Genomic DNA, 26,524 nt, shown 5'->3' with positions numbered 1-26,524 from the left:
CTTTTATCCGTGGGATGGTTTTCGTTTCAGGAAGACGTCAAACCTTCCAGACTTCGCCGAATACCCGCACCCAGTTTTCGCCCATGATCTTCTTGATGCGCGTCTCGCTCCAGCCGGCGCGCTCCATCGCGGCCGTCAGGTTCGGAAACTCGCCGATCGTGCGAATGCCTTCCGGGTTCACGACCTTGCCGAAGTTGGTCAACTGGCGATAGCGGCCTTTGTCGTGCGTGATCCAGTCGAAGAACTCCGTGCTGTAGCCTTGCGTAAAGTCCGTGCCGATGCCGACCTGGTCTTCGCCGATCAGATTCACCACGTACTCGATCGCTTCGATATAGTCTTCGACGGTCGCGTCGGCGCCGCGCTTGAGGAACGGCGCGAACATCGTCACGCCGACGAAACCGCCCGCGTCCGCGATCTCTTTGAGTTGCTCGTCGCTCTTGTTGCGCGGGTGCTCTTTCAAACCCGACGGGCAGCAATGCGAATAGCACACGGGCTTGTTCGAAGCCGCGATCGCTTCTGAAGAAGTCTTGCCGCCCACGTGCGAGAGATCGACCATGATGCCGACGCGGTTCATCTCCTGAATCACTTCGCGGCCGTAGCCCGACAGGCCGCCGTCGCGTTCATAGCAGCCGGTGCCCACCAGATTCTGCGTGTTGTAGCAAAGCTGCACCACGTTTACGCCGAGATCCTTGAACGCCTCGATATAGCCGAGGTTGTCCTCGAAAGCATGAGCGTTCTGGAAACCGAAAATGATGCCCGTCTTGTTCTCTTTCTTCGCGCGGAAAATGTCGTCCGTGGTGCGCACGAGCGTGAGGATTTCGCCGTACTCGCGGATCTGCTGCTTCATCTCGGCGATGTTGTCGACGGTCTTCTGGAAGCTCTCCCAGACCGAGACCGTGCAGTTCACCGCGGTCACGCCGCCCTTGCGCATGTCCTCGAACACCGAGCGCTCGAACTTCGAAATGTTCAGACCGTCGATGATGATGCTGTTGTCGTGCAAAGTGCTCATCGTTTGCTCCAGGCGTGCTTAGTAGATGGGAAAGCGTTCGCACAGCGCGAAAATCTCGCGGCGCACGCGTTGTTCGGTGGCGGCGTGGCCTTCCGGGTGGTCGCGCAGCGCGTCGAGCACCTCGACGATCAGCCGCCCGACTTCGCGGAACTCGCTCACACCGAAGCCGCGCGTCGTGCCCGCGGGTGTGCCGAGGCGAATGCCGGAGGTGATCGTGGGCTTCTCGGTGTCGAACGGAATGCCGTTCTTGTTGCAGGTAATGCCCGCGCGTTCCAGCGCCTGCTCGACCTGATTGCCCTTGAGGCCCTTCGGCCGCAGATCGACCAGCAGCAGATGGTTGTCCGTGCCGCCCGTCACCAGATCCACGCCGCCTGCCTTCAGCACTTCGCCGAGCGTCTGCGCATTGGCGAGCACGCTGTCGATATAAGTCTTGAACCCGGGTTGCAGCGCCTCGCCGAACGCGACTGCCTTGCCGGCGATCACGTGCATCAGCGGACCGCCCTGCAAGCCGGGAAACACCGCCGAATTGATTTTCTTCGCGATGTCTTCGTCATTCGTCAGCACGAAGCCGCCGCGCGGGCCGCGCAGTGTCTTGTGGGTGGTCGAGGTGACCACATGCGCATGCTCGACCGGATTCTGATGACGGCCCGCCGCGATCACGCCGGCGATGTGCGCCATATCCACCATCAGTTTGGCGCCGACGCCGTCGGCAATCGCGCGCAGCCGTGCGAAGTCGAGCGCGCGCGGATACGCCGAGAAGCCTGCGATCAGCAGCGCGGGTTTATGCTGCTGCGCGAGTTCTTCGATCTGCTCGTAGTCGATCAGCATCGTGTCGCGATTCACACCGTACTGCACGGCGTTGAACCATTTGCCGGACATGGCCGGCTTCGCGCCGTGCGTGAGGTGGCCGCCCGCGTCGAGCGACATGCCGAGCACCGTGTCGCCCGGCTTCACCAGCGCGAGCATCACCGCGCCGTTCGCCTGCGCGCCGGAATGCGGCTGCACGTTGGCGAACTTCGCGTTGAAAAGCTGCTTGATACGATCGAGCGCCAGCGTTTCGATCACGTCGGCGTATTCGCAACCGCCGTAGTAACGCTTGCCCGGATAGCCTTCCGCATACTTGTTGGTCAGCACCGAGCCCTGCGCTTCGAGCACCGCGCGCGATACGATGTTTTCCGACGCAATCAGTTCAACTTGCGACTGCTGGCGCTCGAGCTCTTTCAAAATAGCGCCGCGCACCGCCGCGTCGCGTGTGGCGAGCGATTCTTCGAAGAAAGGATTCGGGTTCGACATGGAAGGTCCGTGGAGTCGTTGACGGAGGGCCGGAAGCCGCGCCTGGGCTTCGCTTCGCCCCTGCCGCCGCCGGTGTGCATTGGGTCTATTCTTGACGCTCGACACGCGCGTCAATTTATGAATTCAGACGCGTTCTTTGCCTTTTCCGCCATGAGCGTCCTTTTTCGACAAGTCGGCACCCGTCTGTCTTCGCCGGCAAGCGAACGAGCGTGCTGTACGCGCCGCGCATGTTGCACTGCAACTGACCGTCGCGCGCAGTTCAGGTGCGCCGATGAACCTCGATAGCGCCGTTCTGGTGCCGGTTGTTCAACTATCTGAGTGGAACGGCGCGCAACCGAGGGTTTAGCCTGATGGCACGGTAGTTGCCCTAGTCCTCAGAATTAGAGAAGTCGCTGCTCCCCACGGCGACGCGACATTACAGATTCGAAGGAATCATTCCTCCCATGTCCACCGATCGCACGGCATCGCTGTCGCATTTCGCATTCATGCCGGTTCCCAACTTCACCATGATTGCGTTCACCAACGCGATTGAAGTCCTGCGCATGGCGAACTATCTGACGGGACAAACGCTTTACCGCTGGTCGATCGTGAGTCCCGAGGGTGGCCCGGTCATGGCCAGCAACGGCTTGTCGGTCGACACGGGTCCGGTGGAATGCGTCGGCCAGCCGGACATCGTGTTCGTGGTCGGCGGCATCGACGTGCAGCGCGCGACCACGCCCGCCCATCTTTCCGCACTGCGCCGCTTCGCCCGTATGGGCAGCGTGCTCGGCAGCCTGTGCACCGGCACCTATGCGCTGGCGCGCGCCGGTTTGCTGGCCGGTTATGCCTGCGCGATTCACTGGGAGAACATGTCGGCGCTCAAGGAAGAGTTTCCCGACACGCGCTTTCTGAAAGAACTGTTCGTGATCGATCGCGATCGCGTCACGTGCACCGGCGGCGTGGCGCCGCTCGACATGATGCTGAACCTGATCGCGCCGCGCGTCGGCACGGCACGTGTCACGCAGATCGCCGAGCAGTTCATCGTCGAACATGTGCGCGATACCAGCGCGCAACAGAAAATGCCGCTGGTGGCGCGGCTCGGCTCGGCCAACAAGTCGCTCTTCGAAGTGATCGCGCTGATGGAGAACAACATCGAGGAGCCGCTCTCGCGCGAAGAACTCGCGCGGCTCGCCGGCATGTCGCAACGGCAATTGCAGCGCCTGTTCCGCGAACATCTGGGCATGACGCCGACGCATTACTATCTGACGCTGCGTTTGCGGCGCGCGCGCGAGCTTCTGCTGCAAACCGACATGTCGATCATGCACATCACGATGGCGTGCGGCTTCCAGTCGGCGTGCCATTTCTCGAAGAGCTATCGCGACGCGTTCGGCACCGCGCCCACGCGCGAAAGACGCAAGCAGGCGCCGTCGCTGGCTGCGGTGCCGGTGCTGGCGGCTTGAGGCGGCTTGAGGCGGCTTGAGGCGGTATGCTCGCCCGCTCGGCGAATTCGAACCTCACACCATCACAACATCACAGCGGCGAAACTGCCCCGTTCCGGGCATGACGACTCGCAGTCAGCAAGATCACAGCGCGGCTAGCCACGCCATTGCATCCCGCACCGCGGCACGCCAGTCGCCTTCCTCCTTCCTGCGTCTGCCGCAACACCGTCGTGCCTTCCACCCACGTCGAAGCGCGTCCCACATGACCCCAGCGCCAGTCGCCGGAGGTGTTGACCGGCACACACGTCGGTTTGGCCATCATCGCGGCCAGATTCGCAACCGCTGAATCAACCGCGACCACTGCGTCGAGTTCTCCGATGCACGCGGCGGTGTCGTCGAAAAAATGAATGCCTGGCAGGTAGCGCTCGACTACGCCGGCCGGCTCGCCCGCGGCCGCTTCGGCAAGCGGATGATGCAGGTTCACGAAACAGATCCGCCCGGCGAGGGCGGAATCCGTCGTGATCCGGTTGAGCGCCTCGAGCGGCAAGCTGCGGCGCGCAGTCGAGGAGCTGCTTGACCATGAACGCCGAATAGTCTTCTTTGGACTGCAGGCGGGGAATCAGCACGGTACGCACGGAGGTGGGTACGGTTGCGTGCGTGAAGAGGATCGCGTCGGCGAAGTCGCACCGCGCCGCCGAGTTCTCGAGTGCACGCGCGGCGAACGCGGGGTGGATCGAATCGGCCGCGCATGGCATCACGTTGCGCAGATCCAGGGTAGAGAAGTTGCTGCTCATCGGTACTGCTGGCCAGCCGGTGCGTTGAAGATTTGCGCCATGGGGTTTGCACCATGCGCAACAGGCTCCGGCTCAGCGAAGCCGATTGCACGCAACCTCGACGCGACGATTCGTGCCAGTCATCGGGCAGCCTGGTATTAAAGCTGTTGAACTGCGCCAATGGCTCGCATTGGCCCGAGGACTGAGCACGCTTCGTCGCGAATAGCGTGATCCTATACAAAGTTCACGCACACCGAACGATGACACGATGTCGCTGGCGAAGGCCCGCTTACGCCGCCTTGAGCAGCCCATGCGGGTCGATCACGAACTTCTTCGGCGCACCGCCATCGAACTGCCGGTAACCATCCGGCGCCTGGTCGAGCGACACCACCGTCACGTTGACGATATCCGCGATCGGCAAACGGTCCCACAAGATGGCCTGCATCAGGTTCTGGTTGTACTTCATCACCGGCGTCTGGCCGGTATGGAACGAGTGCGACTTGGCCCAGCCCAGACCGAAACGGATGCTCAGGCTGCCTTTGCGCGCGGCGGCATCGGCGGCGCCGGGGTCGTCCGTGACGTACAGGCCCGGAATGCCGATCGCGCCCGCGGCCCGCGTGATTTCCATCAGCGAGTTGAGCACCGTGGCCGGCGCTTCCTCGTGCGAGCCGCTGCTGCCGTGGCCGTGCGCTTCGAAGCCGACGCAGTCCACCGCGCAATCCACCTCCGGCCTGCCGAGAATCTGTTCGATCTGCTCGCCGAGCGTGGCGTCCTTCGACAGATCGACGGTCTGGAAGCCCATCTTGCGCGCGTGCGCGAGACGCTCCTCGTTCATATCGCCGACAATCGTGCAGGCCGCGCCCAGCAGGCGCGCCGACGCGGCCGCCGCCATGCCCACCGGCCCCGCGCCCGCGATATAGACGGTGGCGCCGGGCTTCACACCCGCCATCACCGCGCCGTGATAGCCGGTCGGCAGAATGTCGGAGAGGCACGTGAGGTCGCGGATTTTCGACAGCGCCTGTGCGCGGTCGGGGAATTTCAGCAGATTGAAGTCGGCGTACGGCACCATCACGTATTCGGCCTGACCGCCGATCCAGCCGCCCATGTCCACATAGCCATACGCGCCGCCGGCGCGCGACGGATTCACGTTCAGGCACACGCCGGTATGCTGCGCCTTGCAGGTCGGGCAGCGCCCGCAGGCCACGTTGAACGGCACCGAGACGAGATCGCCGATCTTCAGCGTTTCCACGTCGCGGCCTATCTCGATCACCTCGCCGGTAATCTCATGACCGAGCACGAGGCCGACCTCGGCGGTCGTGCGGCCGCGCACCATGTGCTGATCGGAGCCGCAAATATTGGTGCTCACCACCTTCAGGATCACGCCGTGACCGATCGACCGGCCACGCGGATCGACCATCTTCGGATAGTCGATCGACTGCACTTCCACCTTGCCCTGCCCGAGATACACGACGCCGCGATTGCTGCTCATTGTCTGTCTCCATGTCTTGTGAGCGGCGCGCCCAATTCGCCGGGTTTCCTGCGGCACGCCGTTCAACGAGCGTAGCGCCCGCTGAACCGGACGCATGTATCGAACGCGACACGGGTTTGGCCGGAACCGACACGGCAAGCGCAACCCGTGTCCACGTTGATGCAACCCGGTTTTTATTGATTGACCGTTCAATATAAAAAACCTACCATGGCCGCTTGAATCCACTCGGGCGGATCGTTTGTGTCTTGCGCAGTCCGCCCGAAACTCATGCCAGCAACCACGCCAGCACCATGCCCAAACTCGGAATGCGCGAAATCCGCCGCGCGCAACTGATCGACGCCACGCTCCTCACCATCGACCACACCGGTCTCGCGGGGACCACGCTCGCTTCGGTCGCGCAGCGCGCGAGCATTTCCACGGGCATCGTCAGCCACTATTTCGGTGATAAGGACGGTCTGCTCGAAGCCACCATGCGCCACGTGCTGCGCGATCTGTGGCAGGCCACCTCGCGTCGGCGCCGCGCGGCCCGGGCGGACCCGCGTTCGAAACTGCGCGCCGTGGTCGCCGCGAATTTCGACGCCGAGCAGACCAGCGGTCCGGTCATGAAAACCTGGCTGGCGTTCTGGTCCGAAAGCATGCACAAGCCGCAATTGCGGCGGCTGCAATACGTGAACACGCGCCGTCTGAATTCGAACCTGTGCGCGGATTTTTCCAAGGCCCTGCCGCGTGCGGCGGCGCGCCGCGCGGCGAGCGGCCTCGCGGCGCTGATCGACGGACTGTGGCTGCGCGGCGCGCTCTCGGGCGAGCCGTTCGACACCAAAGCGGCGCTGCGCGTGGCCAACGACTATATCGATCTGGTCCTCGCATCGCGCGAGTAAGGACGCGGGCAGATCGGCGACATCTTCAGAAAGGAGCAAGTCATGGCGGTATTCGAGACACAACGCCTCTATATCGGCGGCGCCTACGTCGACGCAACCAGCGGCGAAACCTTCGAGACGCACGACCCCGCCACCGGCGAGACGCTCGCGAGCGTGCAGCAGGCCTCGGCGGCCGATGTCGACCGTGCGGTGCAATCCGCGCGGGCGGGTCAACGCGAATGGGCCGCGCTCACCGCCATGCAGCGCTCGCGCATTCTGCGCCACGCCGTCGAGATTCTGCGCGAGCGCAACGACGAGCTCGCCGCGCTCGAAACGCGCGACACCGGCAAGCCGATTGCCGAAACCCTCGCGGTGGATATCGTCACCGGCGCGGACGTGATCGAGTATTACGCGGGACTCGCCACGGCCATCGAGGGCCAGCAGATTCCGCTGCGGCCCACCTCGTTCGTCTATACGCGACGTGAGCCGCTCGGCGTGTGCGCGGGCATCGGCGCATGGAACTACCCGATTCAGATCGCCTGCTGGAAGTCGGCGCCCGCGCTCGCCGCCGGCAATGCGATGATTTTCAAGCCGAGCGAAATCACACCGCTGTCGGCGCTCAAGCTCGCCGAGATCTATACCGAAGCCGGCGTGCCCGCAGGCGTGTTCAACGTCGTGCAAGGCGACGGCCGGGTCGGCGCAATGCTCGCCGCGCATCCGGAGATCGAAAAAATTTCGTTTACCGGCGGCGTGGAGACCGGCAAGAAGGTGATGTCGCTCGCGGGCGGCTCGTCGCTGAAGGAAGTGACGATGGAACTCGGCGGCAAGTCGCCCCTGCTCGTATTCGACGACGCCAACCTCGAACGCGCCGCCGACATCGCCATGAGCGCCAACTTCTTCAGTTCCGGCCAGGTCTGCACCAACGGCACGCGCGTGTTCGTGCAACGCAGCGTGCTCGCGCGCTTCGAGGCATTGGTGCTGGCACGCGTCAAGCGCATTCGCGTGGGCGCGCCCACGGTCGCCGACACCAACTTCGGCCCGCTGGCGAGCGCCGCGCAATTGCAGAAAGTGCTGGGCTACATCGAAAGCGGCAAGCAGGAAGGCGCACGGCTGGTGGCGGGCGGCAAGCGCCTCACCGAAGGGCATTTCCGCAACGGCCAGTATGTCGAGCCGACCGTCTTTGCCGACTGTCACGACGACATGCGCATCGTGCGCGAGGAGATTTTCGGCCCGGTAATGAGCATCCTCGTTTTCGACGACGAAGACGAAGCCGTCGAACGCGCGAACCGCACGGCTTATGGCCTCGCCGCGGGGGTCGTGACGGAGAACCTGGCACGCGCGCATCGCGTGATTCATCGGCTGGAAGCGGGCATCTGCTGGATCAATACATGGGGCGAGTCGCCCGCGGAAATGCCGGTGGGCGGCTATAAGCAATCGGGCGTGGGCCGCGAAAACGGCATCACCACGCTCGAACACTACACGCGCATCAAGTCCGTGCAGGTCGAGCTCGGCCCCTATCAACCGGTGTTCTAAGGAGCATGGCGATGGCTGCGAACGAATACGATTACATCATCGTGGGCGCGGGGTCGGCGGGCAACGTGCTGGCCTCACGCCTCACCGAAGACGCGAACGTGACCGTGCTGCTGCTCGAAGCGGGCGGCCCCGACTACCGTTTCGACTTCCGCACGCAGATGCCGGCCGCCCTCGCCTATCCGCTGCAAGGGCGCCGCTACAACTGGGCGTACGAAACGGACCCCGAGCCGCATATGAACAACCGGCGCATGGAATGCGGGCGCGGCAAGGGACTCGGCGGATCGTCGCTGATCAACGGCATGTGCTATATCCGCGGCAATGCGCTCGATTACGACGGCTGGGCCGCGCACGCCGGCCTGGAAAACTGGACCTATCTGGATTGCCTGCCGTATTTCCGCAAGGCCGAAACACGCGACGTGGGCGCGAACGCGTACCACGGCGGCGACGGTCCGGTGCACGTCACCACGAGCAAGCCCGGCAACAACCCGCTCTTCGCCGCGATGGTCGACGCCGGCGTGCAGGCGGGCTTTGCGCGCACCGACGATCTGAACGGCTACCAGCAGGAAGGCTTCGGCCCGATGGATCGCACGGTCACGGCGAACGGCAGGCGCGCCAGCACGGCGCGCGGTTATCTGGATCGCGCGAAGGCGCGGCCGAATCTGACCATCGTCACGCATGCCGTGACGGATCGCGTGCTGTTCTCCGGCAAGCGCGCGGTCGGCGTCGCGTATCTGCATCATGGCGAGGCGCAAAATGCACACGCGCGCCGTGAAGTGCTGGTGTGCAGCGGCGCGATCGCATCGCCGCAATTGCTGCAGCGCTCGGGCGTGGGCCGCTCCACGTGGCTGCGTGAACTGGACGTGCCGCTCGTTCACGATCTGCCCGGGGTGGGCGAGAACCTGCAGGACCATCTGGAGATGTATATCCAGTACGAGTGCAAGGAGCCGGTTTCGCTCTATCCGGCCTTGCAGTGGTGGAATCAGCCGGCCATCGGACTCGAATGGGTGCTAAACGGTACCGGCATCGGCGCGAGCAACCAGTTCGAAGCGGGTGGCTTCATCCGCACGCGCGACGACGATGGGTGGCCGAACATCCAGTATCACTTCCTGCCGGTCGCGATCAATTACAACGGTTCGAATGCGATCAAGATGCACGGTTTCCAGGCGCACGTCGGTTCGATGCGCTCGCCGAGCCGCGGCCGCGTGAAGCTCACCTCGCGCGATCCGAACGCGCATCCGAGCATCCTGTTCAACTACATGGCCGATCCGCTCGACTGGCGCGAGTTCCGCGACGGCATTCGCATCACGCGCGAGATCATGCGGCAACCGGCGCTCGACCGTTATCGCGGCCGCGAACTGAATCCCGGCGCCGAGCTCACCACCGACGATCAGCTCGACAACTTCGTGCGGATGCGGGCGGAGACGGCGTTTCATCCCTCATGTTCGTGCAAGATGGGCTATGACGACATGGCCGTGGTCGACAACGAAGGCCGCGTGCATGGCATTGAGGGGTTGCGCGTGGTGGATGCGTCGATCATGCCGCGCATCACCACCGGCAATCTGAACGCGCCGACCATCATGCTGGCGGAGAAGATCGCCGATCGCATTCGCGGACGCGAGGCGCTGGCGCGGGTGGATACGCCCTATTTCGTGGCGAACGGCATGGCGTCGCGCAAACGGGAGCGTGCGACGGTTTGACGCCGTGGCCCGCCCACAAGTTTTTCTTTACCCTCGCGCAACTTATAGTCGATTGTCAGCGCCGCGTAAAAGCCGGATAGTGCGGCCTCATCCGCAGACAGACATTCAAGGAAACGCGAGCGATGAAGTGCAAAGCCCTCAGCCTCACGGCGGCCGTTCTCTTTACTCTGTGCGCGAGCGCTCCGGCAAGTCGCGCAGCCGACGCCACGCAAGACGGCATCCAACGGAGCGTCGACGCAACGATCCGCCCGCTCATGACGAAAGACGGTATTCACGGCATGGCGGTCGGCCTCGTCGTCGGGGGCAAGACTTATCTGTACAACTACGGCGTGGCGTCAGCGCAGAGCGGCAAGCCCGTGTCGCGCGACACGCTATTCGAACTCGGCTCGATCAGCAAGACCTTCACGGCGACGCTGGCTTCGTATGCGCAGGTCAGCGGCGCGCTTTCGCTGTCGGATACGACGAGCAAGTATCTGCCCGTTCTTCGAGGCAGCCCGTTCGGTCGCGTGAGGCTGGTCAATCTAGGCACGCATACGCCGGGCGGCCTGCCATTGCAGGTGCCGGACGAGATCCACGACGACGCAGAACTCATGCAGTATTTCAAGGCGTGGCAGCCCAGTTGCGCGCCGGGCACATGCCGGACTTATACCAATCCCGGCATTGGCACGCTCGGCCTGATCACGGCGAAGAGCATGGGCCTGGATTTCACGCCGCTGATGGAACAGCGCCTCTTTCCCGCACTGGGGTTGAAGAACAGCTATATCGACGTTCCAGAAGCACGAATGCCCGATTACGCACAAGGCTATAAGAAGGATGGCGCGCCGATCCGTATGGCCCCCGGCGTCCTGTCCGCCGAAGCCTATGGCGTGAAGTCCACCGCCGCCGACATGACGCGCTTTCTGCAGGCAAACATGAATCAGCTCCAGCTCGATGCGAAGTTGCAGCGCGCGATCACGCAAACGCACACCGGCTACTTCAAGGCAGGCGTGATGACTCAGGACCTGATCTGGGAGCAGTACGCGTATCCGGTCGCGTTGAACACGTTGCTGGCGGGCAATTCGTCGGCAATGGCTTTAAAGGCGACGCCCGCGGTCGAGATCAAGCCGCCGCTCGCGCCTCGGCAGGATGTCTGGATCAATAAGACCGGTTCAACCAATGGGTTCGGCGCGTATGTGGCTTTCGTTTCGGAGAAGCAGTTGGGTATTGTCATACTGGCCAATAAGAACTTCCCCATCGAGGAGCGGGTGAGCGCGGCTTATAAGATTCTGACGGCGGTCGCCGGGCTCACGCATTGAAACCTGCAGCGTGATGGTGCGCGCTATCCGCAAGCAGTGATCTTCACTCCCGCACCGGACTCAACACACCCCGCGTATCAGTCTCAACCGCCTCGGACACCAGCGTCTCCAGCGCCAACCCACGCGTCTCGATGCCGAGAATCCAGACCGCCGCCGCCGCGATCACGAAGCACATCGCGCCGAGCGAGAACACACCGCCCTGGCTGAACACCGGCAGCACCACGCCCACCACATAAGGTCCGATCAACGAACCCACCCGGCCGATCGCCGACGCGAAACCCGAGCCCGTCGCGCGCGCGCCAGTCCCGTACAACTCCGGCGTATAGGTGTACAACACCGCCCACATCGCAAACAGGAAGAACTGCATCGCCAGCCCCGCGCAAATCAGCAAGGTCGGCATCTGCGCGTGCAGCGCGGTCTGTCCATACACATAAGCCATCACCGCGCTACCCGCGAGCGACGCAATGCAAGTCGGTTTGCGCCCCCAGCGTTCCACCAGCCACGCCGCGCAAATGAAGCCCGGAATGCCGCCGAGCGAGATCAGCACCGTGTACAGCACCGACTTCGTAACCGCGAAGCCCGCCTGCTGCATCAACGCGCCGAGCCACGACGTCAACCCGTAGAAACCGAGCAGCGCGAAGAACCACAACGTCCACACCATGATCGTTCGACGCCGGTATGCGATGCTCCAGATCTCGCGAAACGCGCCCGTGCTCTTCGCGGCAGGCGGCTCGGCGAGCATGGCCGGCGCGCGCAACTGGCTCAGGCCGGCCGCTTTCATCACCTTCACTTCGACTTCCGCGAGAATCTTGTCCGCTTCGCCGAGTCGTCCGCGATGCTCCAGCCAACGCGGCGATTCCGGCACCACGCGGCGCACGATCAGCACGAATACCGCGGGAATCGCGAGCAGCGCGAACTCGGTGCGCCAGCCGAATGTCGGCAGCACGAAGTACGACACCACACCCGCGGTGATGAAGCCGAGCGGCCAGAACCCGTCCATCAGCGCGATCAGCCGGCCGCGCGACGCAGCCGGCACGAACTCCGACAGCAGCGTCTGCGCAATCGGAAATTCCATCCCCATGCCGAAACCGAGCAGCACGCGATAGAAGATCAATGCTTCGACGCTCTGCGCCGTCGAACACAAATACGACGCGAGCCCCCACAGCACCATGCTCCACTGAAACACGGGACGCCGTCCGAAGCGATCCGCCAGCAATCCGGCAATCGCCGCGCCGATCACCATGCCGAAGAAGCTCGCGCTGGCCACCAGTCCCGCCGTCGCACTCGACAGGCCGAATTCCGTTTTGATCGAGCCGAGCACGAAGGTCATCGTGCCGAGATCGACGGAATCGAAAAAGAACGCAATGGCGATGATGATAAAAATGGTCCGGTGGTAACCGGAGAACGGCAGTCGTTCGAGTCGGGCGGCGGCGCTCGCGCGAGGCGGATAAGCGGTGGACATGTCATCCCCTGGTTGATGCGGCGGCTGCCGCGTGGGTGTTCCGTGGAATTTTCAGTAGACGCCGACATAAATCGGCCACATAGAAGAAATGCGTCATCGCGATGGAACGGGGGCGTCGTTCCAGACAGGTGCATGACGGGCGCTACGGCCGCAGACGCGCCCGCGCGGCACCGGCAATGCGCGCGAGCGTATCCGCACTCAGCCGCGCGGCGATCTTTTCGACGTATTCGTGATGACGCGCCTGCAGCGGCGCGCCGAGTTGCTGGGCGAGCAGATAGCGGATCAGCGCGATACGCCGGTGCCGCAGCACGATGCTCTGATCGAGCAGCGCCAGCGCGGCATGCGCATCGCCCTCGTGGCACGCGCGCTCGGTGAGGCGCGCGGTGGCTAGACGTGTCGACGTCATGGCGGTTGTTCAGCGCGAAAGGCGCGAGCGGTTCGGCATCGACCGCTCGCCGCGCCTTACGACATCAGCGGCTCGGCCGCGTCGAGCATGATCTTGACGAAGTAGTCCGCAAAGCTGCGGCGCACGATCAGGTCGAAACTGCTCGCACCAGTGGGCAGCAACGTCATCGATGCCTTGAAAAAATGGCTCTGCGCGCACTGTCCGTCGCCGAACAGTTTGGGATGCAGATCGAGCGGACAACCGCGCGACAGCACGTCGCGCGTGCGCGTGCCGCTGATTTCGAGCACCGTGTAGCCGCTGCCGATATCCACGGCCGCCGCGAACACGCCCGCGAACGCCGCTCCGAGCTTAGCCTGCAACGGCGCGGTACGCGTCGCGTCGTGGGCGGCGGCCGAGCGCACCAGCCACTCGTCCGGGCCGAGCCACAGCACGTCGTAGCCGTTGCCGCGCGCCACCGTGTTCGCCTTCTCGGGCGGGCGGCAGCCGATCACGCTGTCGAAAGCGCGCACGAACGCGGCATCACGCGTGTCGCCGCGCACGTTCACGAGTTCCAGAAACGGCCGCTCGCTCAGCCGGAACGCCGCGGATGCCGTCGCCTGATGCTTCTTCAGAAGCGCGTCCGCGCCCACCAGCGGCGACTCCTGCCACACGCCGGTCTGCTTGCCGACAGCGCGATCCACGACCGACGCCGTGCCTCTCGTTTCATTCCACATGTTGACGTGCTCCTTCGCTGTCGTAGAACACCGAACTGGTGACCTTCGCTGCAATCTGTTTGCCGCTCGAAAGCGGAATCGTGACCGTCTCGCCGATCTTCTCGAGTCCGCCCTTCACGACCGCCATCGCGATCGAGCGCTTCAGGATCGGGCTGTAGTAGCTCGACGTAACGTGGCCGAGCATCGGCGCCGTGTCGCCCTGGAATGGACCGGCGACGATCTGCGACCCTTCCGGTATCACGAACGCCGGGTCGTCCGAGAGCAAGCCGACCAGTTGCTTGCGCCCCGCCTTCGCCGTGTCCGAACGGGTCAGCGAACGCTTGCCGAGAAAGTCCTTGGACTTCGCGACGAGCCCGCCCATGCCGAGGTCGTACGGCGTCATCGAACCGTCCGTATCCTGGCCGACGATGATGTAGCCCTTCTCCGCGCGCAGCACGTGCATCGTTTCGGTGCCGTACGGCGTGATGTCGAATTCCGCGCCCGCGGCCATCAGCGCTTCCCACACCGCGCGCCCGACGTTCGCCGGCACGTTCACTTCATAAGCCAGTTCGCCCGAGAAGCTGATGCGCATCACGCGTGAGGCCGCGCCCGCCACCGTGCCTTCGCGATAGCTCATGAACGGGAACGCCGCGTTCGCGAAGTCGATGTCCTGGCAGACCTTCTGCAGCACCTTGCGGCTGTTCGGACCGACCACGGCGAAAGTCGCCCAATGATCCGTCACCGACGCGAGCCGCACGCGCATATCCGGCCATTCCGTCTGCAGCCAGCGTTCGAGCCACGTCAGCACGCGTGCCGCGCCGCCGGTGGTGGTCGTCATCATGTAGTGCTGGTCGGCGAGGCGCACGGTCACGCCGTCGTCGAAGATCATGCCGTTTTCGTCGAGCATCAGGCCATAGCGGCACTTGCCGACTTCCAGCTTGCTCCACGGATTCGTATAGACCCAGTTCAGCAGCTTCGCCGAATCGGGGCCCTGAATGTCGATCTTGCCGAGTGTCGAGGCGTCGAGAATGCCCACGCTCGTGCGCACCGCCAGCGATTCGCGCGCCACCGCCGCGTGCAGGTCTTCGCCGGCTTTCGGGTAGTACCACGGACGCTTCCAGTTGCCCACGTCCTCGAAGGCCGCGCCGTTTTCCACGTGCCATTCGTGCACCGCCGTCTTGCGCACCGGATCGAGAAACTCGCCCAGCTCGCGGCCGGCAAACGTGCCGAAGGTAACCGGCGTGTAGTTCGGCCGGAAGGTGGTGGTGCCGGTCTCGGGAATCGTCTTGCCGAGCGCCTGCGCGAGAATCGCCATGCCGTTGATGTTGCCGAGCTTGCCCTGGTCGGTGCCGAAACCCATCGCCGTATAGCGTTTGACGTGCTCGACCGATTCGAAGCCTTCGCGCGCCGCGAGGAAAATATCCGCGGCCGACACGTCGTTCTGGAAGTCGACGAACTGCTTCGGCCCGCGCGTGGCCAGTTCACGGCCGCCGACCAGCCACAGCGGCTGCATCTTCGCTTCGGTGATCTCGGCCACCTGCACCGGATTCGGCCGCGCAACGATGAAGCCCGCCGCGCGCGCCGCCTCGACGCCCGCATCGACCGCAAAGCGAATGCCCTGGCCGAGCGTGAAGTCGCCCGCGCAGGCGCCGACGCTCGTCTCCGCCTGCATCGCCTTGCCCGGCACGAAGCAGGCCTTGCCGTCATGCCAGTGCGCCTTGCCGCCCGATTGCGCGAACAGATGCAGCACCGGGCTCCAGCCGCCGGACATGGCGAGCAGGTCGCACGATAGCTCGCCCTGCTTCGCCCCGACCTGTCCGTTCGAATACGACGCCAAGTCCACGGACGCTACGCGCAGTTTGCCGTGCGCCGCCGTGATCACCACGCCGTTCATCACCTTGACGCCATAGCGCCGTGCAAGCGCGGGCAGCGTGCCCTTCGATTCGCTCGCGCGCGGATCGACCACCGTCACCTGAGCGCCGGCCGCTTTCAGATCGAGCGCGCATTGGTAGCCGTCGTCGTTATTGGTGAACACCACCGCGTTGCGGCCCGGCAGCACCGCATAGCGATGCAGATACGTCGATACGGCCGAGGCCAGCATCACGCCCGGCAGATCGTTGTTGCCGAACACGATGGGCCGTTCATGCGCGCCGGTCGCGAGAATCACGCGTTTCGCGCGGATCTTCCACATCAGTTCGCGCGTGCCCTTGCGCTGCGATACCGGCAGATGCTCGGTGAGCCGCTGCGTCACCGTCACGAGATTGTGGTCCTGATAGCCGAACGCCGTGCTGCGGCACAGGATCTTCACGTCGGACATCTGCCGCAGTTCGTCTTCGATCTTGTGCGCCCAGTTCAGCGCGGGCTTGCCGTCGATCTCCGCGCGGCACGACAGCAGCGAGCCGCCGAGTTCCGGCTGATCGTCGACCAGCGTCACGCGCGCGCCGGACAATGCGGCAGCGTGCGCAGCCGCGAGGCCGGTCGGGCCGCCGCCCACCACCAGCACGTCGCAATGCGCAAAGCACTTGTCGTAGCGGTCCGCGTCGGTGTGCTCCGGCGCCTTGCCGAGACCGGCCGCGTCGCGGATCACTTCTTCGTACTTCGGCCAGAATTTGCGCGGCCACATGAAGGTCTTGTAGTAGAAGCCCGCCGGAATGAAGCGCGCGATCTTCTGGTTGACCGCCATGCGGTCTTTCTCGATGCTCGGCTTCGCGTTCACGCTGGTGGCGACGAGCCCCTGATACAGCTCGACCTCGGTGGCACGCGCATTCGGCACCGTGTATGCGCCGGTTTCGAGTTGCACGACGGCATTCGGCTCCTCCACACCCGCCGTGACGATGCCGCGCGGCCGGTGATACTTCCAGCTGCGCGCGACGAAATGCTCGCCGTTCGCAAGCAGCGCCGAAGCCAGCGTGTCGCCCTGATAGCCTTGATACTGGCGGCCGTTGAACGTGAACGTCAGCGGCATCGCGCGATTGATGCGCCCGCCGTTGGGGAGTCGGTCTTTCTGGCTCATGATGCCTTGCCCTCTTGTGCCTGGTTCGGTGCCTGGTTTTGTGCGCTAGCCTCGTGGCTGTCCATGGCGAGCAGCGGCCGCTCGAATGTCTCGTAGCCCTGGATCTCGTAGCTCACCGTATCGCGCTGCGCCTTGAACCAGCGGCGGCAGCCTTGCGTGTGCAGCCATTGCTCGCGATGCACGCCGCGCGGGTTCTTGCGCATGAACAGGTAGTCGCCCCATTCCTTGTCGGTGAGTTTGTCGGTGTCGAGCGGACGGGCAATGTCCGCTTCGCCGCCGCAGGAAAATTCGGTTTCGGCGCGTGGCCCGCACCAGGGGCATTCGATCAATAGCATGGCGTTCTCCAGTGCGTGGCGTTAGTGGGCGACGGCTGCAGCGCCGTGCTCGTCGATCAGGTGGCCGGTATAGAAGCGGTCCAGCGAGAACGGCGCGTTCAGCGCATGCGGTTCATCCTTCGCAATGGTGTGCGCGTAAGCCCACCCCGAACCCGGCGTCGCCTTGAAGCCGCCCGTGCCCCAGCCGCAATTGAAATACAGCCCTTTCACATCGGTCTTGCTGATGATCGGGCACGCGTCCGGCGATACATCCACGATGCCGCCCCACTGCCGGTTCATCCGTACCCGCGAGAACACCGGGAACATTTCGACGATCGCTTCGAGCGTGCCTTCGATGATCTGGAAACTGCCGCGCTGACCAAAACCCGTGTACTGGTCCACGCCCGCGCCGATCACCAGATCGCCCTTGTCGGACTGGCTGATATACGCATGCACCGCATTCGACATCACCACCGTATTGACCACCGGCTTGATCGGCTCCGACACCAGCGCCTGCAACGGGTGGCTTTCCAGCGGCAGCCGCACGCCGGCCATGTCGGCGAGCGTCGAGGTATTGCCCGCGGCCACGATCGCGACTTTCTTCGCCTTGATGAAACCCTTCGTGGTGTCCACGCCCACCACCTGGCTGCCATTGCGGCGAATACCCGTCACCTGGCAGTTCTGCACGATATCGACGCCGGCCTGATCCGCGCCGCGCGCGAAACCCCAGGCTACCGCATCGTGACGCGCCACGCCGCCACGGCGCTGAATCGACGCGCCGAGCACCGGGTAGCGGCTGTTCAGGTTGATGGTCGGCTCGATTTCCTTGATCTGCGCGGGCGTGAGGAATTCGGCGTCCACGCCGTTCAGCCGGTTCGCATTCACGCGGCGCTCGGTATCGCGCACGTCCTGCAGCGTGTGCGCGAGATTCATCACGCCGCGCTGGCTGAACATGACGTTGTAGTTCAGGTCCTGAGAGAGTCCTTCCCACAGCTTCATGGCTTTTTCATAGAGCGCGGCCGACTCGTCCCACAGGTAATTCGAGCGCACGATGGTCGTATTGCGCGCCGTATTGCCGCCACCGATCCAGCCCTTTTCCAGTACGGCGACATTGCGCACGCCGTGTTCTTTCGCCAGGTAATACGCGGTGGCAAGACCATGCCCGCCGCCGCCGACGATCACGACATCGTATTCACGTTTGGGCTCGGGGCTCTTCCACTGTCGCTCCCAGTTCTCGTGATACGACATCCCGTTGCGCAACAGGCTGAATATCGAATAGCGGCTCATCGTCGGTCCTTGTGGGTACGCTTGCTTGATGCTTCGTTACTGTTCAACACTCGATGACGTTCACGGCCAAACCGCCGCGCGACGTCTCCTTGTATTTCGTCTTCATGTCGGCGCCGGTTTCGCGCATGGTCTTGATCACGTTGTCGAGCGACACGTAATGCTGGCCGTCGCCCTTCATCGCCATGCGCGCGGCGTTAAGCGCCTTGATCGCGCCCATCGCATTGCGTTCGATGCAGGGAATCTGCACGAGCCCGCCGACCGGGTCGCAGGTCATGCCCAGGTTGTGTTCCATGCCGATTTCGGCGGCGTTTTCGACTTGCGTCGGTGTGCCGCCCATCACGGCGGCGAGCGCCGCGGCGGCCATCGAGCACGCCACGCCCACTTCGCCCTGGCAGCCCACTTCGGCGCCGGAGATCGACGCTGTTTCCTTGTAGATGATGCCGATCGCCGCCGCCGTCAGCAGGAAGTCGACGACGCCCTCGTCGTTCGACGCGTGCATGAACTTGACGTAGTAGTGCAGCACGGCGGGAATCACGCCGGCTGCGCCGTTGGTCGGCGCCGTGACGACCCGGCCGCCCGCCGCGTTCTCTTCGTTGACGGCCATGGCGTACAGGTTCACCCAGTCGAGCATGGAGAGCGGATCGCGCAACGACTCTTCCGAGCGCGAACGCAATTGCGCGCACAGGTCGGCGGCACGGCGCTTCACGTGCATCGGACCGGGCAACTCGCCGCGCACCTTGCAGCCGCGTTCGACGCACGCGGACATGGCGCGCCAGATGGCCAGCAACCCTTCGCGCACGTCCTGTTCGGGGCGCGACGCGCATTCGTTGCGCAGCGTGATCTGCGCGATCGACAGACCAGTTTCGCGGCATACGCGCATCAGATCGTCGCCGGTACGAAACGGATAGGGCACTTGCGCGCCGGCGCGCACGCCGTTCACGCGATCGCCTTCGCGATTCACCACGAAGCCGCCGCCGATCGAGTAATACTCCTTCTCCACCAGCAGCTGGCCGTTTTCGTCGAAGGCCTGAAAGCGCATGCCGTTCGGATGCACGATGCCCGAACCCGGCGCGCCCGGCATCAGCTTGCGGAAAAGGCCGAGATGCTCGCGTTCGTCGAATTTCACGGCATGCTTGCCGAGCAGCACGATCTGCTTCGTCGCGCGGATCGCCTGCAGGCGCGGCTCGATCAGATCCGGGTCGATCGAATCGGGCAGATTGCCTTCGAGCCCCAGCAACACCGCCTTGTCCGTGCCGTGCCCTTTGCCGGTCGCGCCGAGCGAGCCGAACAGTTCGGCCTTCACGCTGCGCACGAAGCCGAGCAGATTGGCGTCTTCGATATGCGAAGCGAAGCGGCAAGCAGCGATCATCGGCCCGACCGTGTGCGAGCTTGAAGGACCGATACCGATCTTGAACAGATCGAAGACGCTGACGTTCATGGCGTGCCTTGTGCGTTGCGATGCCTTGGGTGGATTTGCCTCTATTGCACCGCACGTCAAATTGAATCGATAGAATAAAAACGGCATGACGGTGGGATAGTGGCGTCAAGCGGCCCGCCGGCAAAGGGGCGCGACGTATTTGCGAAGACTTCTGACGCATTTGCGAAAGGCGCCGGGCTGGCGGCTGGCGATGCTGGCGGCACGCCGCCAATCCGCGCGCAGGCTGCGGCCGCCGTCGCTGGTGCTATGCTTGATCCAACCCTTTCCCTTGCTGGCTGCACGCATGAATTCCGCTGAACCGCTTCCCCTTCAATCGATTGACGGCACCTCGAAGCAGCGCATCCGCTTCGGCATCATCCTGCTGCCGAATTTCACGCTGACGGCGTTTTCGGGTTTCGTCGACCTGCTGCGCCTGTCCGCGGACGAAGGCGATTTCAGCAAGCCCGTGCGCTGTTCGTGGAGCGTAATAGGGGAAACCCTTGCTCCGGTGCGCGCGAGTTGTGGCATTCAGATCACACCGTGGGAAACCTTCGACACCGCCGAGCCGTTCGATTACGTGGTGGTGGTGGGCGGCCTGCTGCATTCCGGGCCTGCCACGAACGAAGCAACCCTCGCCTTCATTCGCCGCGCCGCCGCCACGAATGCGACGCTCGTCGGCATGTGCACGGGCGTGTTTTCGTTGATGCGCGCGGGCGTGCTGGAGGGACACCGCATCTGCGTGAGCTGGTTTCACTACTGGGATTTCATCGAACGCTTTCCGTCGGTCAACGAGGAGGCGCTGGTCGCCGACCGGCTGTTCGTGATCGACCGCCGCCGCATTACGTGTTCAGGCGGACGCGCGTCGATCGACGTCGCCGCCGCGATTCTGCTGCGGCATTTCGAAACCGCCACGGTGCAGAAGGCGCTGCGTATTCTGCTTGTGGACGACATGCAGAAAGGTAACGCGCCGCAGCCGCATCCACCGGGACTCGCGCCGGCCGCGCATCCGAAGGTGAAGCGCGCGATTCTGCTGATGGAGCAGCATGTGGGCCGTTCATTGTCGCTCGACGAACTTGCGGGCAAGCTCGATCTGTCGCCGCGTCAGTTGGAGCGGCTTTTCAAGGCGCAAACGGGTAAGGCGCCGCAGGCTTATGCGAAGCAGGTGCGTTTGCGCACCGCCGCGTGGCTGCTCACGAGTTCGGATAAGACGGTGGCCGATATTGCGTCGAGTTGCGGGTTTTCCGATGCGTCGCATCTGGGGCGGGAATTCCGCAAGCAGTTCGGTTTGCCGCCGATGATGTATCGCGAGCAGCGCGGCACCGCGGCGGAAGGCGTGGATAGTGGGGATTATGAGGAGACGTTTCCGGGGCGGGCGCGGGCGATTTGAGGGGGGTGACGCGACGCGAATTCGCCGGCGACGGTTTCGGCGCGTGTCCAGATCTATTGATCCGTACACGCGCGCGACCACCGCGACCACACGTCGCAATGACATTGGCAAAACAGAAAACTCAAACCGGATTCTCGTAAAAACCGAAACGTTGCTGAGCAAATTGCATGACATCCGGAGGACCCCCGAGAACGCCGGTTCCACCGTCCCATCCTCGATCGGCATAGAAGAACCATTCTCCCAATATGGGCAAGACTGCATATTGCTCCGAATAAAAGCCGATCGCATCAGCCGGACTGTCGCCAGGGTCCCTCATCAGTATTTCGAAAAAGTCGTCGTTGGTATGTTGCGCTTCGACTATGAATCCCGGGTACTTCCCGAAATGCAGATTGAAGTAGTTGAACGGGTCCGGATTAAGAACCACCACGGCGAAGTCGCCGGTTCCGTTGAACGCCGCAATGTTCCGGATAAGATCATGACAAATTTGAGTCACAAGGTTAGATGAGTCGTAGTGCAACACCTCCACGGCCGGGGTGAATGACACCCGCTCCATGCACTCACGTGCACGCTGCCAAAGCGGCGTAATATCTCACGGTCGTTAATGTAATCAATGTTGCTCATAAGCTGCACTGGCGGATTTTTGACGGTTGCGCCTTTCGAACCTGCAGGAAAATAATCCGTCGTGGGCTGCCCGTGGTTCAACTGGTCACGAACACCGTAGCGATTCCCGTCTTTAGTGAAAATGTCGATCTTGCCGCCCTCGCTAAGCAACTGCTTTCAGCCGTCATAGCGGAGGTTTATCTCAAAGATCGACTGCGAGTGATTTTGCGTAGGCTCGGGCGGTCAACGTGGCATGCGGAAACGACGCAAATTGTTACGTCGTTTCGACCCTAGCCAACTCCCCGATCGAACGCGAGCTATTTAACGATACTAAACCCTTCGGCAGGCTGGAGAAAAAACGGATAAAAGCTACGGGCGAACGCAATGACATTAGGCGGTCCCATCAGCACGCCCAGTTCCCATTTTCTGTCCGCGTACATAAACCACGTCCCAGGCGTCGGCAGAACCGCATAACGCTCAGAATTGGCCCATAGACAATCTGCCGGACTGTCGCCGGGATCTTTTTGCCAAGATTCAAAAAAATCGTCATCGGACTGGTCTGCACGATGCACGAAGCCGGGGTACTTATGAAATGGAAATTAAAGTAGCTGAAAGGGTCCGGCTTCAGCACCATGGTCACAAAATCCTCCGCACCTTCGAAGGCCAGCAACGCTCGCACAAGTTCAAAAAATTTTTGCGTCGATATATCAATAGAATCAAAATAGAGCAGCTCGCCCGGCGACGCTGAAGCCAACTCTTGCACGCGCCCATTCGCCCGTTCCCACAGTGGATAAAAGATCGCCGAATCGGAGATGAAGTCTGGTTTGGTCATAATGGAAGCCGTATCTTAATGGTCCCTCGTGGTGCGCCAGCCGGTACATATTCGGCGGTTGGATATCCTGAGTTCGATTCATTTCTGACTGTGTACCGTGCACCATCTTTTGTAAAGATGTCGGCCTTACCATCCTTGCTCAGCGTCTGCGTGTAGCCGCTTTCTACCAGCCGAGGCGCCGCCACTGGCGTCAACGTCTTTCAGCAGATTGCCTGACGCATCCCAGACCGAGGCGGTATTACCGGCCGTAGAAGTGCTCCCGGTAGGCCGGAGCACACCGCCGATCGACGATAAACTTAGTGTGGTCGAACCTTTGCTGCCGGAGATAACCGTTGAGCCGGCGTTATAGGCCAACTGCACGTTCTGTACTGCATTGGGGTGACTGACCGCCGCTGCGCGACCTTGAGCATCGTAGTTCCACGTCGCAATACGATTGCCCGACTCGTCGACCTCTCCGGTCAATCCGTTCTTGAAGCGCGTGTCGTCGTAGACGTAGCGACGTACATAACCGTCCGGCCAGGTGACCGAAACAAGATTGCCATTCGCGTCGTATCCGTACTGGGTTAGACCACCTAGCGGATCATTGAGACGCAACAGCCGACGCTTATCGTCATAGTCGAGTCGAAGCGTGATGTCCCTGGTGGCATCCGTGCCTTCGGCGTGCTGTGTAACAGCGGTCAGGAGACCGGAGCCGTCATAGCTCAGCGTACGAACAAAGCCTGTCTTTGTGCGCTCAGTCAGCAACACACCCTGCCCGGAGTACGACTCTACGGTGTCCGTATTCAGGTCGGTGAGAGTCCAGCCAGAGCCGTTTTGCGCGAGCGTCAGACCGGTAAAGGCCTTTGTTCGCCAGGTGCCGGCCGACCAGATGAAAGTAGTGGGCTCACCGTTTTCCCGATAGGCCAGCACGGTTGACGTGCCGCCGTTGTTGGCATTTGCCAGTCCCAGGCTTCGCTGCCAGCTATGGAACCAGACCGGCCCCATTGCCGTCGCCAATGCTGTCAGCGACTTTGAACGATATGTCCGCGTGAAAAGCATCGGAATATCGTCGCCGCTGACAAAGTCGGCTTCAGTCAGCGTAACCGCTCCGCTGCCGGGGAACACCGGGTCAGAGACCGGATAACTGGCCTCCGGTTGATTATCCGCAGGTGTCGCACACCACGCGTCGATAAGCGGCAAACTCACGCAGTTGTAGTACTGCATGCCGCCTGGTACGCCGGCGTACGCGTCCTGCGGGCAGGTGGGCAAACCCGGCTTTGCACCGGTGGCTGCCCACCCCGCATTGCAATCAGCCGCGTTCGCACCGAACGCCAACATGAGCAGCATGAATGCGGCCAACAGGCGGGCCACCATTCCGCCCGGACTCTCTTTAATTCTGTTTCTTATCATCGTCGTCCTTATCGGTTGTACTTGGATTTAGCCCAAGCACCCTATAAGGACTGCAACAATCAAAAAATCCGACAACTCCTAAAACTGAGGTATCCACACACGGAATCTAATGCGAGTCGATAAACACCGACATGCCTTGTAGGGACCCTGAATCTCAGCTGTCAAACGACATCCAATCGGGATGCAGAAACAACAGATCCGGCAGCAACACACGAGACCACCGCCCGAGGGCTAAGCGAACAGAAAACAAAAGAACAAAGCGACGTATAGGGCATCGCAAAAAGACTGCCCGATCCGCCGCCCCATTCTCAAACCCAACCTCACTTCCCTGCTACATAAGCCTTCACGGCCGGCAACCCATCCTTCCCGTCATACGTCTTCACCCCGGCCAGCCACTTGTCCAGCACCGCCGGATTCGCCTTCAGCCATTCGCGCGCGGCCTTGTTCGGGTCGGTCTTGTTCATGATCGGCAGCATGACGTGGTTCTCGATATCGGTCGTGAACTGCAGATTCGACACCAGCTTCGCCACATTCGGGCAGCGCGTCGAATAATCGCTCGGCGTGACCGTCAGCACTTTCGCTTCGCCATAATTTGGCCCGAACACGTCGTCACCGCCGGACAGATAATCTATCTTCATCTGCACGTTCATCGGATGCGGCTCCCAGCCGAGAAACACAATCGGCTTCTTCGCGCGAATCGCACGGTTCACCTCGACCAGCATACCCGCCTCGCTCGACTCCACCAGCTTGAATTTGCCGAGCCCGTACTGATTGCTGTCGATCATCTTCTTGATCAACGCATTGCCGTCGTTGCCCGGCTCGATCCCATAGATCTTGCCGTCGAGCTTGTCGTAGTTCTTCGCGATGTCGGCGAACGTCTTGATGCCGGACTGATACGCATAATCCGGCACCGCCAGCGTGTATTTCGCGCCGGTCAGATTCGGCGTGGGCAAAACGCTGAGCTGGCCGGACTTCTTGAACGGATCGATCATCGGGTCCATGGTCGGCGACCAGTAACCGAGAAAAACGTCGATCTGCTTGCTCTTCACGCCGGCGAAGGTGATCGGCACCGAGGCGATCGTCTTGGTCGGCTTGTAGCCGAGCCCCTCGAGCACGGTCGACGCAAGCCCGGTGGTCGCCGCGATATCGGTCCAGCCGACGTCGGCAAACCGGACGTCGCGGCAAGTGGCGGGTTCCGCAGCAAAGACAGATGACACAGACAGCGCGCACAACGACGCAGCCCACAAACGTTTCATGGCGTTCCCTCAGGGTGATAGATGCTTGACTGGTTGTTGACGAAGCGGATTCCTGTACGCCGACCGTTTCGGGCGGCGCATCATGCAAGCGTGACGCAACTCACTGTGCGGACAAGCGCCGCTCGACGCTCGGCGCATGACCGAACTGCGCGCGATAGGCCTTGCTGAAATGACACGGCGAATGAAAGCCGCACACCGTCGTCACGCGCGCAATCGACGCATCCGTATTGCGCAGCAGTTCACGTGCGCGCCGCAAACGCAGCGTCAGATAGTAGTGCGTCGGCGACACGCTCAGGAACATCTTGAACATGCGTTGCAAATGCCGCTGCGACAGACGCACGAGCCGCGCGAGTTCGTCGAGCGACAACGGCTCCTCGATATTCGCTTCCATGAGGCGCACCACCTCGATCAGTTCCGCGCGCGAGAAACCGACCCGCGCATCGACGGGAATGTGCTGGTAGTCCGTCGAGCCGCGAATCCGCTCGACGATGAACTGTTCGGACACCTGCGCTGCGACCGCATGCCCGAGCCGCATGCCGACCAGGTTAAGCATCAGATCGAGCGGCGCGGTGCCACCCGTGCAGGTCAGGCGATCGCGGTCGATCACGAACAGTTCGTCGGCGAAACGCACATCCGGGTAAGTCTTGTGCAGCGGCGACATGTCTTCCCAGTGCACGGTGCAGCGATAACCGTCGAGCAGTCCGGCGGCCAGCAGCGCGTACGGTCCCGTGCAGATGCCGCCGAGCGGAATGCCTTTTGCGGCTACGTCGCGCAGCAACGCAATCACCGTGTCGTCCACGTATTCGCGCACATGCCAGCCGGCGCAGACGATCAGCACGTCCGGCATGCCGGCTTCGGCGAGCGTGGTGGTGGGCTTCACCGTGATGCCGTTGCTCGCTCGCGCCGGCTCGCCGTCGGGCGTGATCACCGACCACCGGTAGTGCTGCGCGCGGCCCACGTAGTTGGCCATGCGCAGCACCTCGACCGCGCTGGTGAACGCGATCATCGAAAAGTTCGGCAGCGTCAGAAAGCCGACGTGCGCGAGCCCGGACAGCGGCGAATCGGCTTGGGGCTCGACCGGCGTGATCGCGTCGCGCTTCATTGG

Annotated in this window: 22 protein-coding genes; 6 read left to right on the top strand and 16 right to left on the bottom strand. The window is 62.7% G+C overall.

What is annotated here, in order from left to right; genetic code table 11:
* Positions 1-37 precede the first annotated feature (37 nt).
* The gene (locus CJU94_RS21600; protein ID WP_012426939.1) at positions 38-1,009 is read right to left on the bottom strand and encodes a dipeptidase; all 972 of its coding nucleotides are present in this window, start codon (positions 1,007-1,009) and stop codon (positions 38-40) included.
* 18 nt (positions 1,010-1,027) lie between these two features.
* Positions 1,028-2,302: a serine hydroxymethyltransferase gene (locus CJU94_RS21595; protein WP_095420744.1), complete on the bottom strand. Its 1,275-nt coding sequence runs from the start codon at positions 2,300-2,302 to the stop codon at positions 1,028-1,030.
* A gap of 443 nt (positions 2,303-2,745) precedes the next feature.
* Here CJU94_RS21595 and CJU94_RS21590 point away from each other — a divergent pair, with 443 nt between their 5' ends.
* Complete coding sequence (locus CJU94_RS21590; RefSeq protein ID WP_095420743.1) at positions 2,746-3,741, top strand: GlxA family transcriptional regulator; 996 nt, start codon at positions 2,746-2,748, stop codon at positions 3,739-3,741.
* 70 nt (positions 3,742-3,811) lie between these two features.
* Here the strand turns inward: CJU94_RS21590 and CJU94_RS21585 are convergent, their stop codons facing one another.
* Complete coding sequence (locus CJU94_RS21585) at positions 3,812-4,204, bottom strand: hypothetical protein (protein ID WP_208645397.1); 393 nt, start codon at positions 4,202-4,204, stop codon at positions 3,812-3,814.
* A gap of 578 nt (positions 4,205-4,782) precedes the next feature.
* Positions 4,783-5,982 carry a formaldehyde dehydrogenase, glutathione-independent gene (gene fdhA, locus CJU94_RS21580; protein ID WP_095420742.1) on the bottom strand — a complete coding sequence of 400 codons (1,200 nt, stop codon included), beginning with the start codon at positions 5,980-5,982 and terminating at the stop codon, positions 4,783-4,785.
* Positions 5,983-6,272: 290 nt separating this feature from the next.
* On the opposite strand from fdhA, the gene betI reads away from it, so the two are divergent.
* From betI to ampC, 4 genes are all read left to right on the top strand, one after another.
* Positions 6,273-6,860, top strand: a complete 588-nt coding sequence (betI, locus tag CJU94_RS21575) for a transcriptional regulator BetI (RefSeq protein ID WP_095420741.1) — start codon at positions 6,273-6,275, stop codon at positions 6,858-6,860.
* Positions 6,861-6,902: 42 nt separating this feature from the next.
* A complete protein-coding gene (betB, locus tag CJU94_RS21570) occupies positions 6,903-8,372 on the top strand; it encodes a betaine-aldehyde dehydrogenase (protein WP_095420740.1) in 1,470 nt (489 codons plus the stop codon).
* Positions 8,373-8,383: 11 nt separating this feature from the next.
* Positions 8,384-10,069, top strand: a complete 1,686-nt coding sequence (betA, locus tag CJU94_RS21565; protein WP_095420739.1) for a choline dehydrogenase — start codon at positions 8,384-8,386, stop codon at positions 10,067-10,069.
* Positions 10,070-10,191: 122 nt separating this feature from the next.
* Positions 10,192-11,364, top strand: coding sequence for a class C beta-lactamase (gene ampC, locus CJU94_RS21560; protein ID WP_095420738.1), 1,173 nt, complete (start codon positions 10,192-10,194; stop codon positions 11,362-11,364).
* 43 nt (positions 11,365-11,407) lie between these two features.
* Here the strand turns inward: ampC and CJU94_RS21555 are convergent, their stop codons facing one another.
* The 7 genes from CJU94_RS21555 to CJU94_RS21525 all read right to left on the bottom strand — a co-directional run bounded on the left by CJU94_RS21555 (position 11,408) and on the right by CJU94_RS21525 (position 19,976).
* Positions 11,408-12,826: an MFS transporter gene (locus CJU94_RS21555; protein WP_095420737.1), complete on the bottom strand. Its 1,419-nt coding sequence runs from the start codon at positions 12,824-12,826 to the stop codon at positions 11,408-11,410.
* Positions 12,827-12,968: 142 nt separating this feature from the next.
* On the bottom strand, positions 12,969-13,232 hold the full coding sequence (locus CJU94_RS21550; RefSeq protein WP_095420736.1) for a hypothetical protein: 264 nt from the start codon (positions 13,230-13,232) through the stop codon (positions 12,969-12,971).
* Between the two features lie 56 nt (positions 13,233-13,288).
* A complete protein-coding gene (locus tag CJU94_RS21545; protein ID WP_095420735.1) occupies positions 13,289-13,945 on the bottom strand; it encodes a sarcosine oxidase subunit gamma in 657 nt (218 codons plus the stop codon).
* A complete protein-coding gene (locus tag CJU94_RS21540; protein WP_095420734.1) occupies positions 13,935-16,937 on the bottom strand; it encodes a sarcosine oxidase subunit alpha family protein in 3,003 nt (1,000 codons plus the stop codon). The genes CJU94_RS21545 and CJU94_RS21540 overlap by 11 nt, the downstream gene beginning before the upstream one ends.
* Complete coding sequence (locus tag CJU94_RS21535; protein WP_095420733.1) at positions 16,934-17,272, bottom strand: sarcosine oxidase subunit delta; 339 nt, start codon at positions 17,270-17,272, stop codon at positions 16,934-16,936. The genes CJU94_RS21540 and CJU94_RS21535 overlap by 4 nt, the downstream gene beginning before the upstream one ends.
* Before the next feature lie 21 nt (positions 17,273-17,293).
* The gene (locus tag CJU94_RS21530; protein WP_095420732.1) at positions 17,294-18,538 is read right to left on the bottom strand and encodes a sarcosine oxidase subunit beta family protein; all 1,245 of its coding nucleotides are present in this window, start codon (positions 18,536-18,538) and stop codon (positions 17,294-17,296) included.
* 43 nt (positions 18,539-18,581) lie between these two features.
* Positions 18,582-19,976, bottom strand: a complete 1,395-nt coding sequence (locus CJU94_RS21525) for an L-serine ammonia-lyase (protein WP_095420731.1) — start codon at positions 19,974-19,976, stop codon at positions 18,582-18,584.
* A gap of 283 nt (positions 19,977-20,259) precedes the next feature.
* On the opposite strand from CJU94_RS21525, the gene CJU94_RS21520 reads away from it, so the two are divergent.
* On the top strand, positions 20,260-21,342 hold the full coding sequence (locus tag CJU94_RS21520) for a GlxA family transcriptional regulator (RefSeq protein WP_095422730.1): 1,083 nt from the start codon (positions 20,260-20,262) through the stop codon (positions 21,340-21,342).
* 121 nt (positions 21,343-21,463) lie between these two features.
* On the opposite strand, the gene CJU94_RS21515 is transcribed toward CJU94_RS21520, so the two are convergent.
* From CJU94_RS21515 to CJU94_RS21495, 5 genes are all read right to left on the bottom strand, one after another.
* Entirely contained in the window at positions 21,464-21,886 is a 423-nt protein-coding gene (locus CJU94_RS21515) for a hypothetical protein (protein WP_157763797.1), read from the bottom strand.
* Positions 21,887-22,345: 459 nt separating this feature from the next.
* Positions 22,346-22,774: a hypothetical protein gene (locus CJU94_RS21510; RefSeq protein ID WP_244221044.1), complete on the bottom strand. Its 429-nt coding sequence runs from the start codon at positions 22,772-22,774 to the stop codon at positions 22,346-22,348.
* A gap of 126 nt (positions 22,775-22,900) precedes the next feature.
* Complete coding sequence (locus CJU94_RS21505) at positions 22,901-24,163, bottom strand: DUF6531 domain-containing protein (protein ID WP_095420729.1); 1,263 nt, start codon at positions 24,161-24,163, stop codon at positions 22,901-22,903.
* Positions 24,164-24,483: 320 nt separating this feature from the next.
* Positions 24,484-25,419, bottom strand: a complete 936-nt coding sequence (locus CJU94_RS21500; protein WP_095420728.1) for a choline ABC transporter substrate-binding protein — start codon at positions 25,417-25,419, stop codon at positions 24,484-24,486.
* A 100-nt stretch (positions 25,420-25,519) separates the two neighbouring features.
* Positions 25,520-26,521, bottom strand: a complete 1,002-nt coding sequence (locus tag CJU94_RS21495) for a GlxA family transcriptional regulator (protein ID WP_095420727.1) — start codon at positions 26,519-26,521, stop codon at positions 25,520-25,522.
* Between the last annotated feature and the right edge of the window lie 3 nt (positions 26,522-26,524).

Origin of the sequence: Paraburkholderia aromaticivorans (genome assembly GCF_002278075.1) — a bacterium.
GTDB lineage: Bacteria > Pseudomonadota > Gammaproteobacteria > Burkholderiales > Burkholderiaceae > Paraburkholderia > Paraburkholderia aromaticivorans.
Note: the sequence above shows the minus strand (reverse complement) of the source record. Positions and strands in the feature narration are given on the sequence as shown.

Coding starts and splice junctions, on each gene's coding strand:
- fdhA (WP_095420742.1), bottom strand. CDS start 5,982: ATGAGCAGCAATCGCGGCGTCGTGTATCTCGGGCAGGGCAAGGTGGAA.
- CJU94_RS21595 (WP_095420744.1), bottom strand. CDS start 2,302: ATGTCGAACCCGAATCCTTTCTTCGAAGAATCGCTCGCCACACGCGAC.
- CJU94_RS21500 (WP_095420728.1), bottom strand. CDS start 25,419: ATGAAACGTTTGTGGGCTGCGTCGTTGTGCGCGCTGTCTGTGTCATCT.
- betI (WP_095420741.1), top strand. CDS start 6,273: ATGCCCAAACTCGGAATGCGCGAAATCCGCCGCGCGCAACTGATCGAC.
- CJU94_RS21600 (WP_012426939.1), bottom strand. CDS start 1,009: ATGAGCACTTTGCACGACAACAGCATCATCATCGACGGTCTGAACATT.
- CJU94_RS21550 (WP_095420736.1), bottom strand. CDS start 13,232: ATGACGTCGACACGTCTAGCCACCGCGCGCCTCACCGAGCGCGCGTGC.
- CJU94_RS21545 (WP_095420735.1), bottom strand. CDS start 13,945: ATGTGGAATGAAACGAGAGGCACGGCGTCGGTCGTGGATCGCGCTGTC.
- CJU94_RS21540 (WP_095420734.1), bottom strand. CDS start 16,937: ATGAGCCAGAAAGACCGACTCCCCAACGGCGGGCGCATCAATCGCGCG.
- betA (WP_095420739.1), top strand. CDS start 8,384: ATGGCTGCGAACGAATACGATTACATCATCGTGGGCGCGGGGTCGGCG.
- CJU94_RS21535 (WP_095420733.1), bottom strand. CDS start 17,272: ATGCTATTGATCGAATGCCCCTGGTGCGGGCCACGCGCCGAAACCGAA.
- CJU94_RS21555 (WP_095420737.1), bottom strand. CDS start 12,826: ATGTCCACCGCTTATCCGCCTCGCGCGAGCGCCGCCGCCCGACTCGAA.
- CJU94_RS21505 (WP_095420729.1), bottom strand. CDS start 24,163: ATGATAAGAAACAGAATTAAAGAGAGTCCGGGCGGAATGGTGGCCCGC.
- CJU94_RS21590 (WP_095420743.1), top strand. CDS start 2,746: ATGTCCACCGATCGCACGGCATCGCTGTCGCATTTCGCATTCATGCCG.
- CJU94_RS21525 (WP_095420731.1), bottom strand. CDS start 19,976: ATGAACGTCAGCGTCTTCGATCTGTTCAAGATCGGTATCGGTCCTTCA.
- CJU94_RS21520 (WP_095422730.1), top strand. CDS start 20,260: ATGAATTCCGCTGAACCGCTTCCCCTTCAATCGATTGACGGCACCTCG.
- CJU94_RS21495 (WP_095420727.1), bottom strand. CDS start 26,521: ATGAAGCGCGACGCGATCACGCCGGTCGAGCCCCAAGCCGATTCGCCG.
- ampC (WP_095420738.1), top strand. CDS start 10,192: ATGAAGTGCAAAGCCCTCAGCCTCACGGCGGCCGTTCTCTTTACTCTG.
- CJU94_RS21530 (WP_095420732.1), bottom strand. CDS start 18,538: ATGAGCCGCTATTCGATATTCAGCCTGTTGCGCAACGGGATGTCGTAT.
- CJU94_RS21510 (WP_244221044.1), bottom strand. CDS start 22,774: ATGACCAAACCAGACTTCATCTCCGATTCGGCGATCTTTTATCCACTG.
- betB (WP_095420740.1), top strand. CDS start 6,903: ATGGCGGTATTCGAGACACAACGCCTCTATATCGGCGGCGCCTACGTC.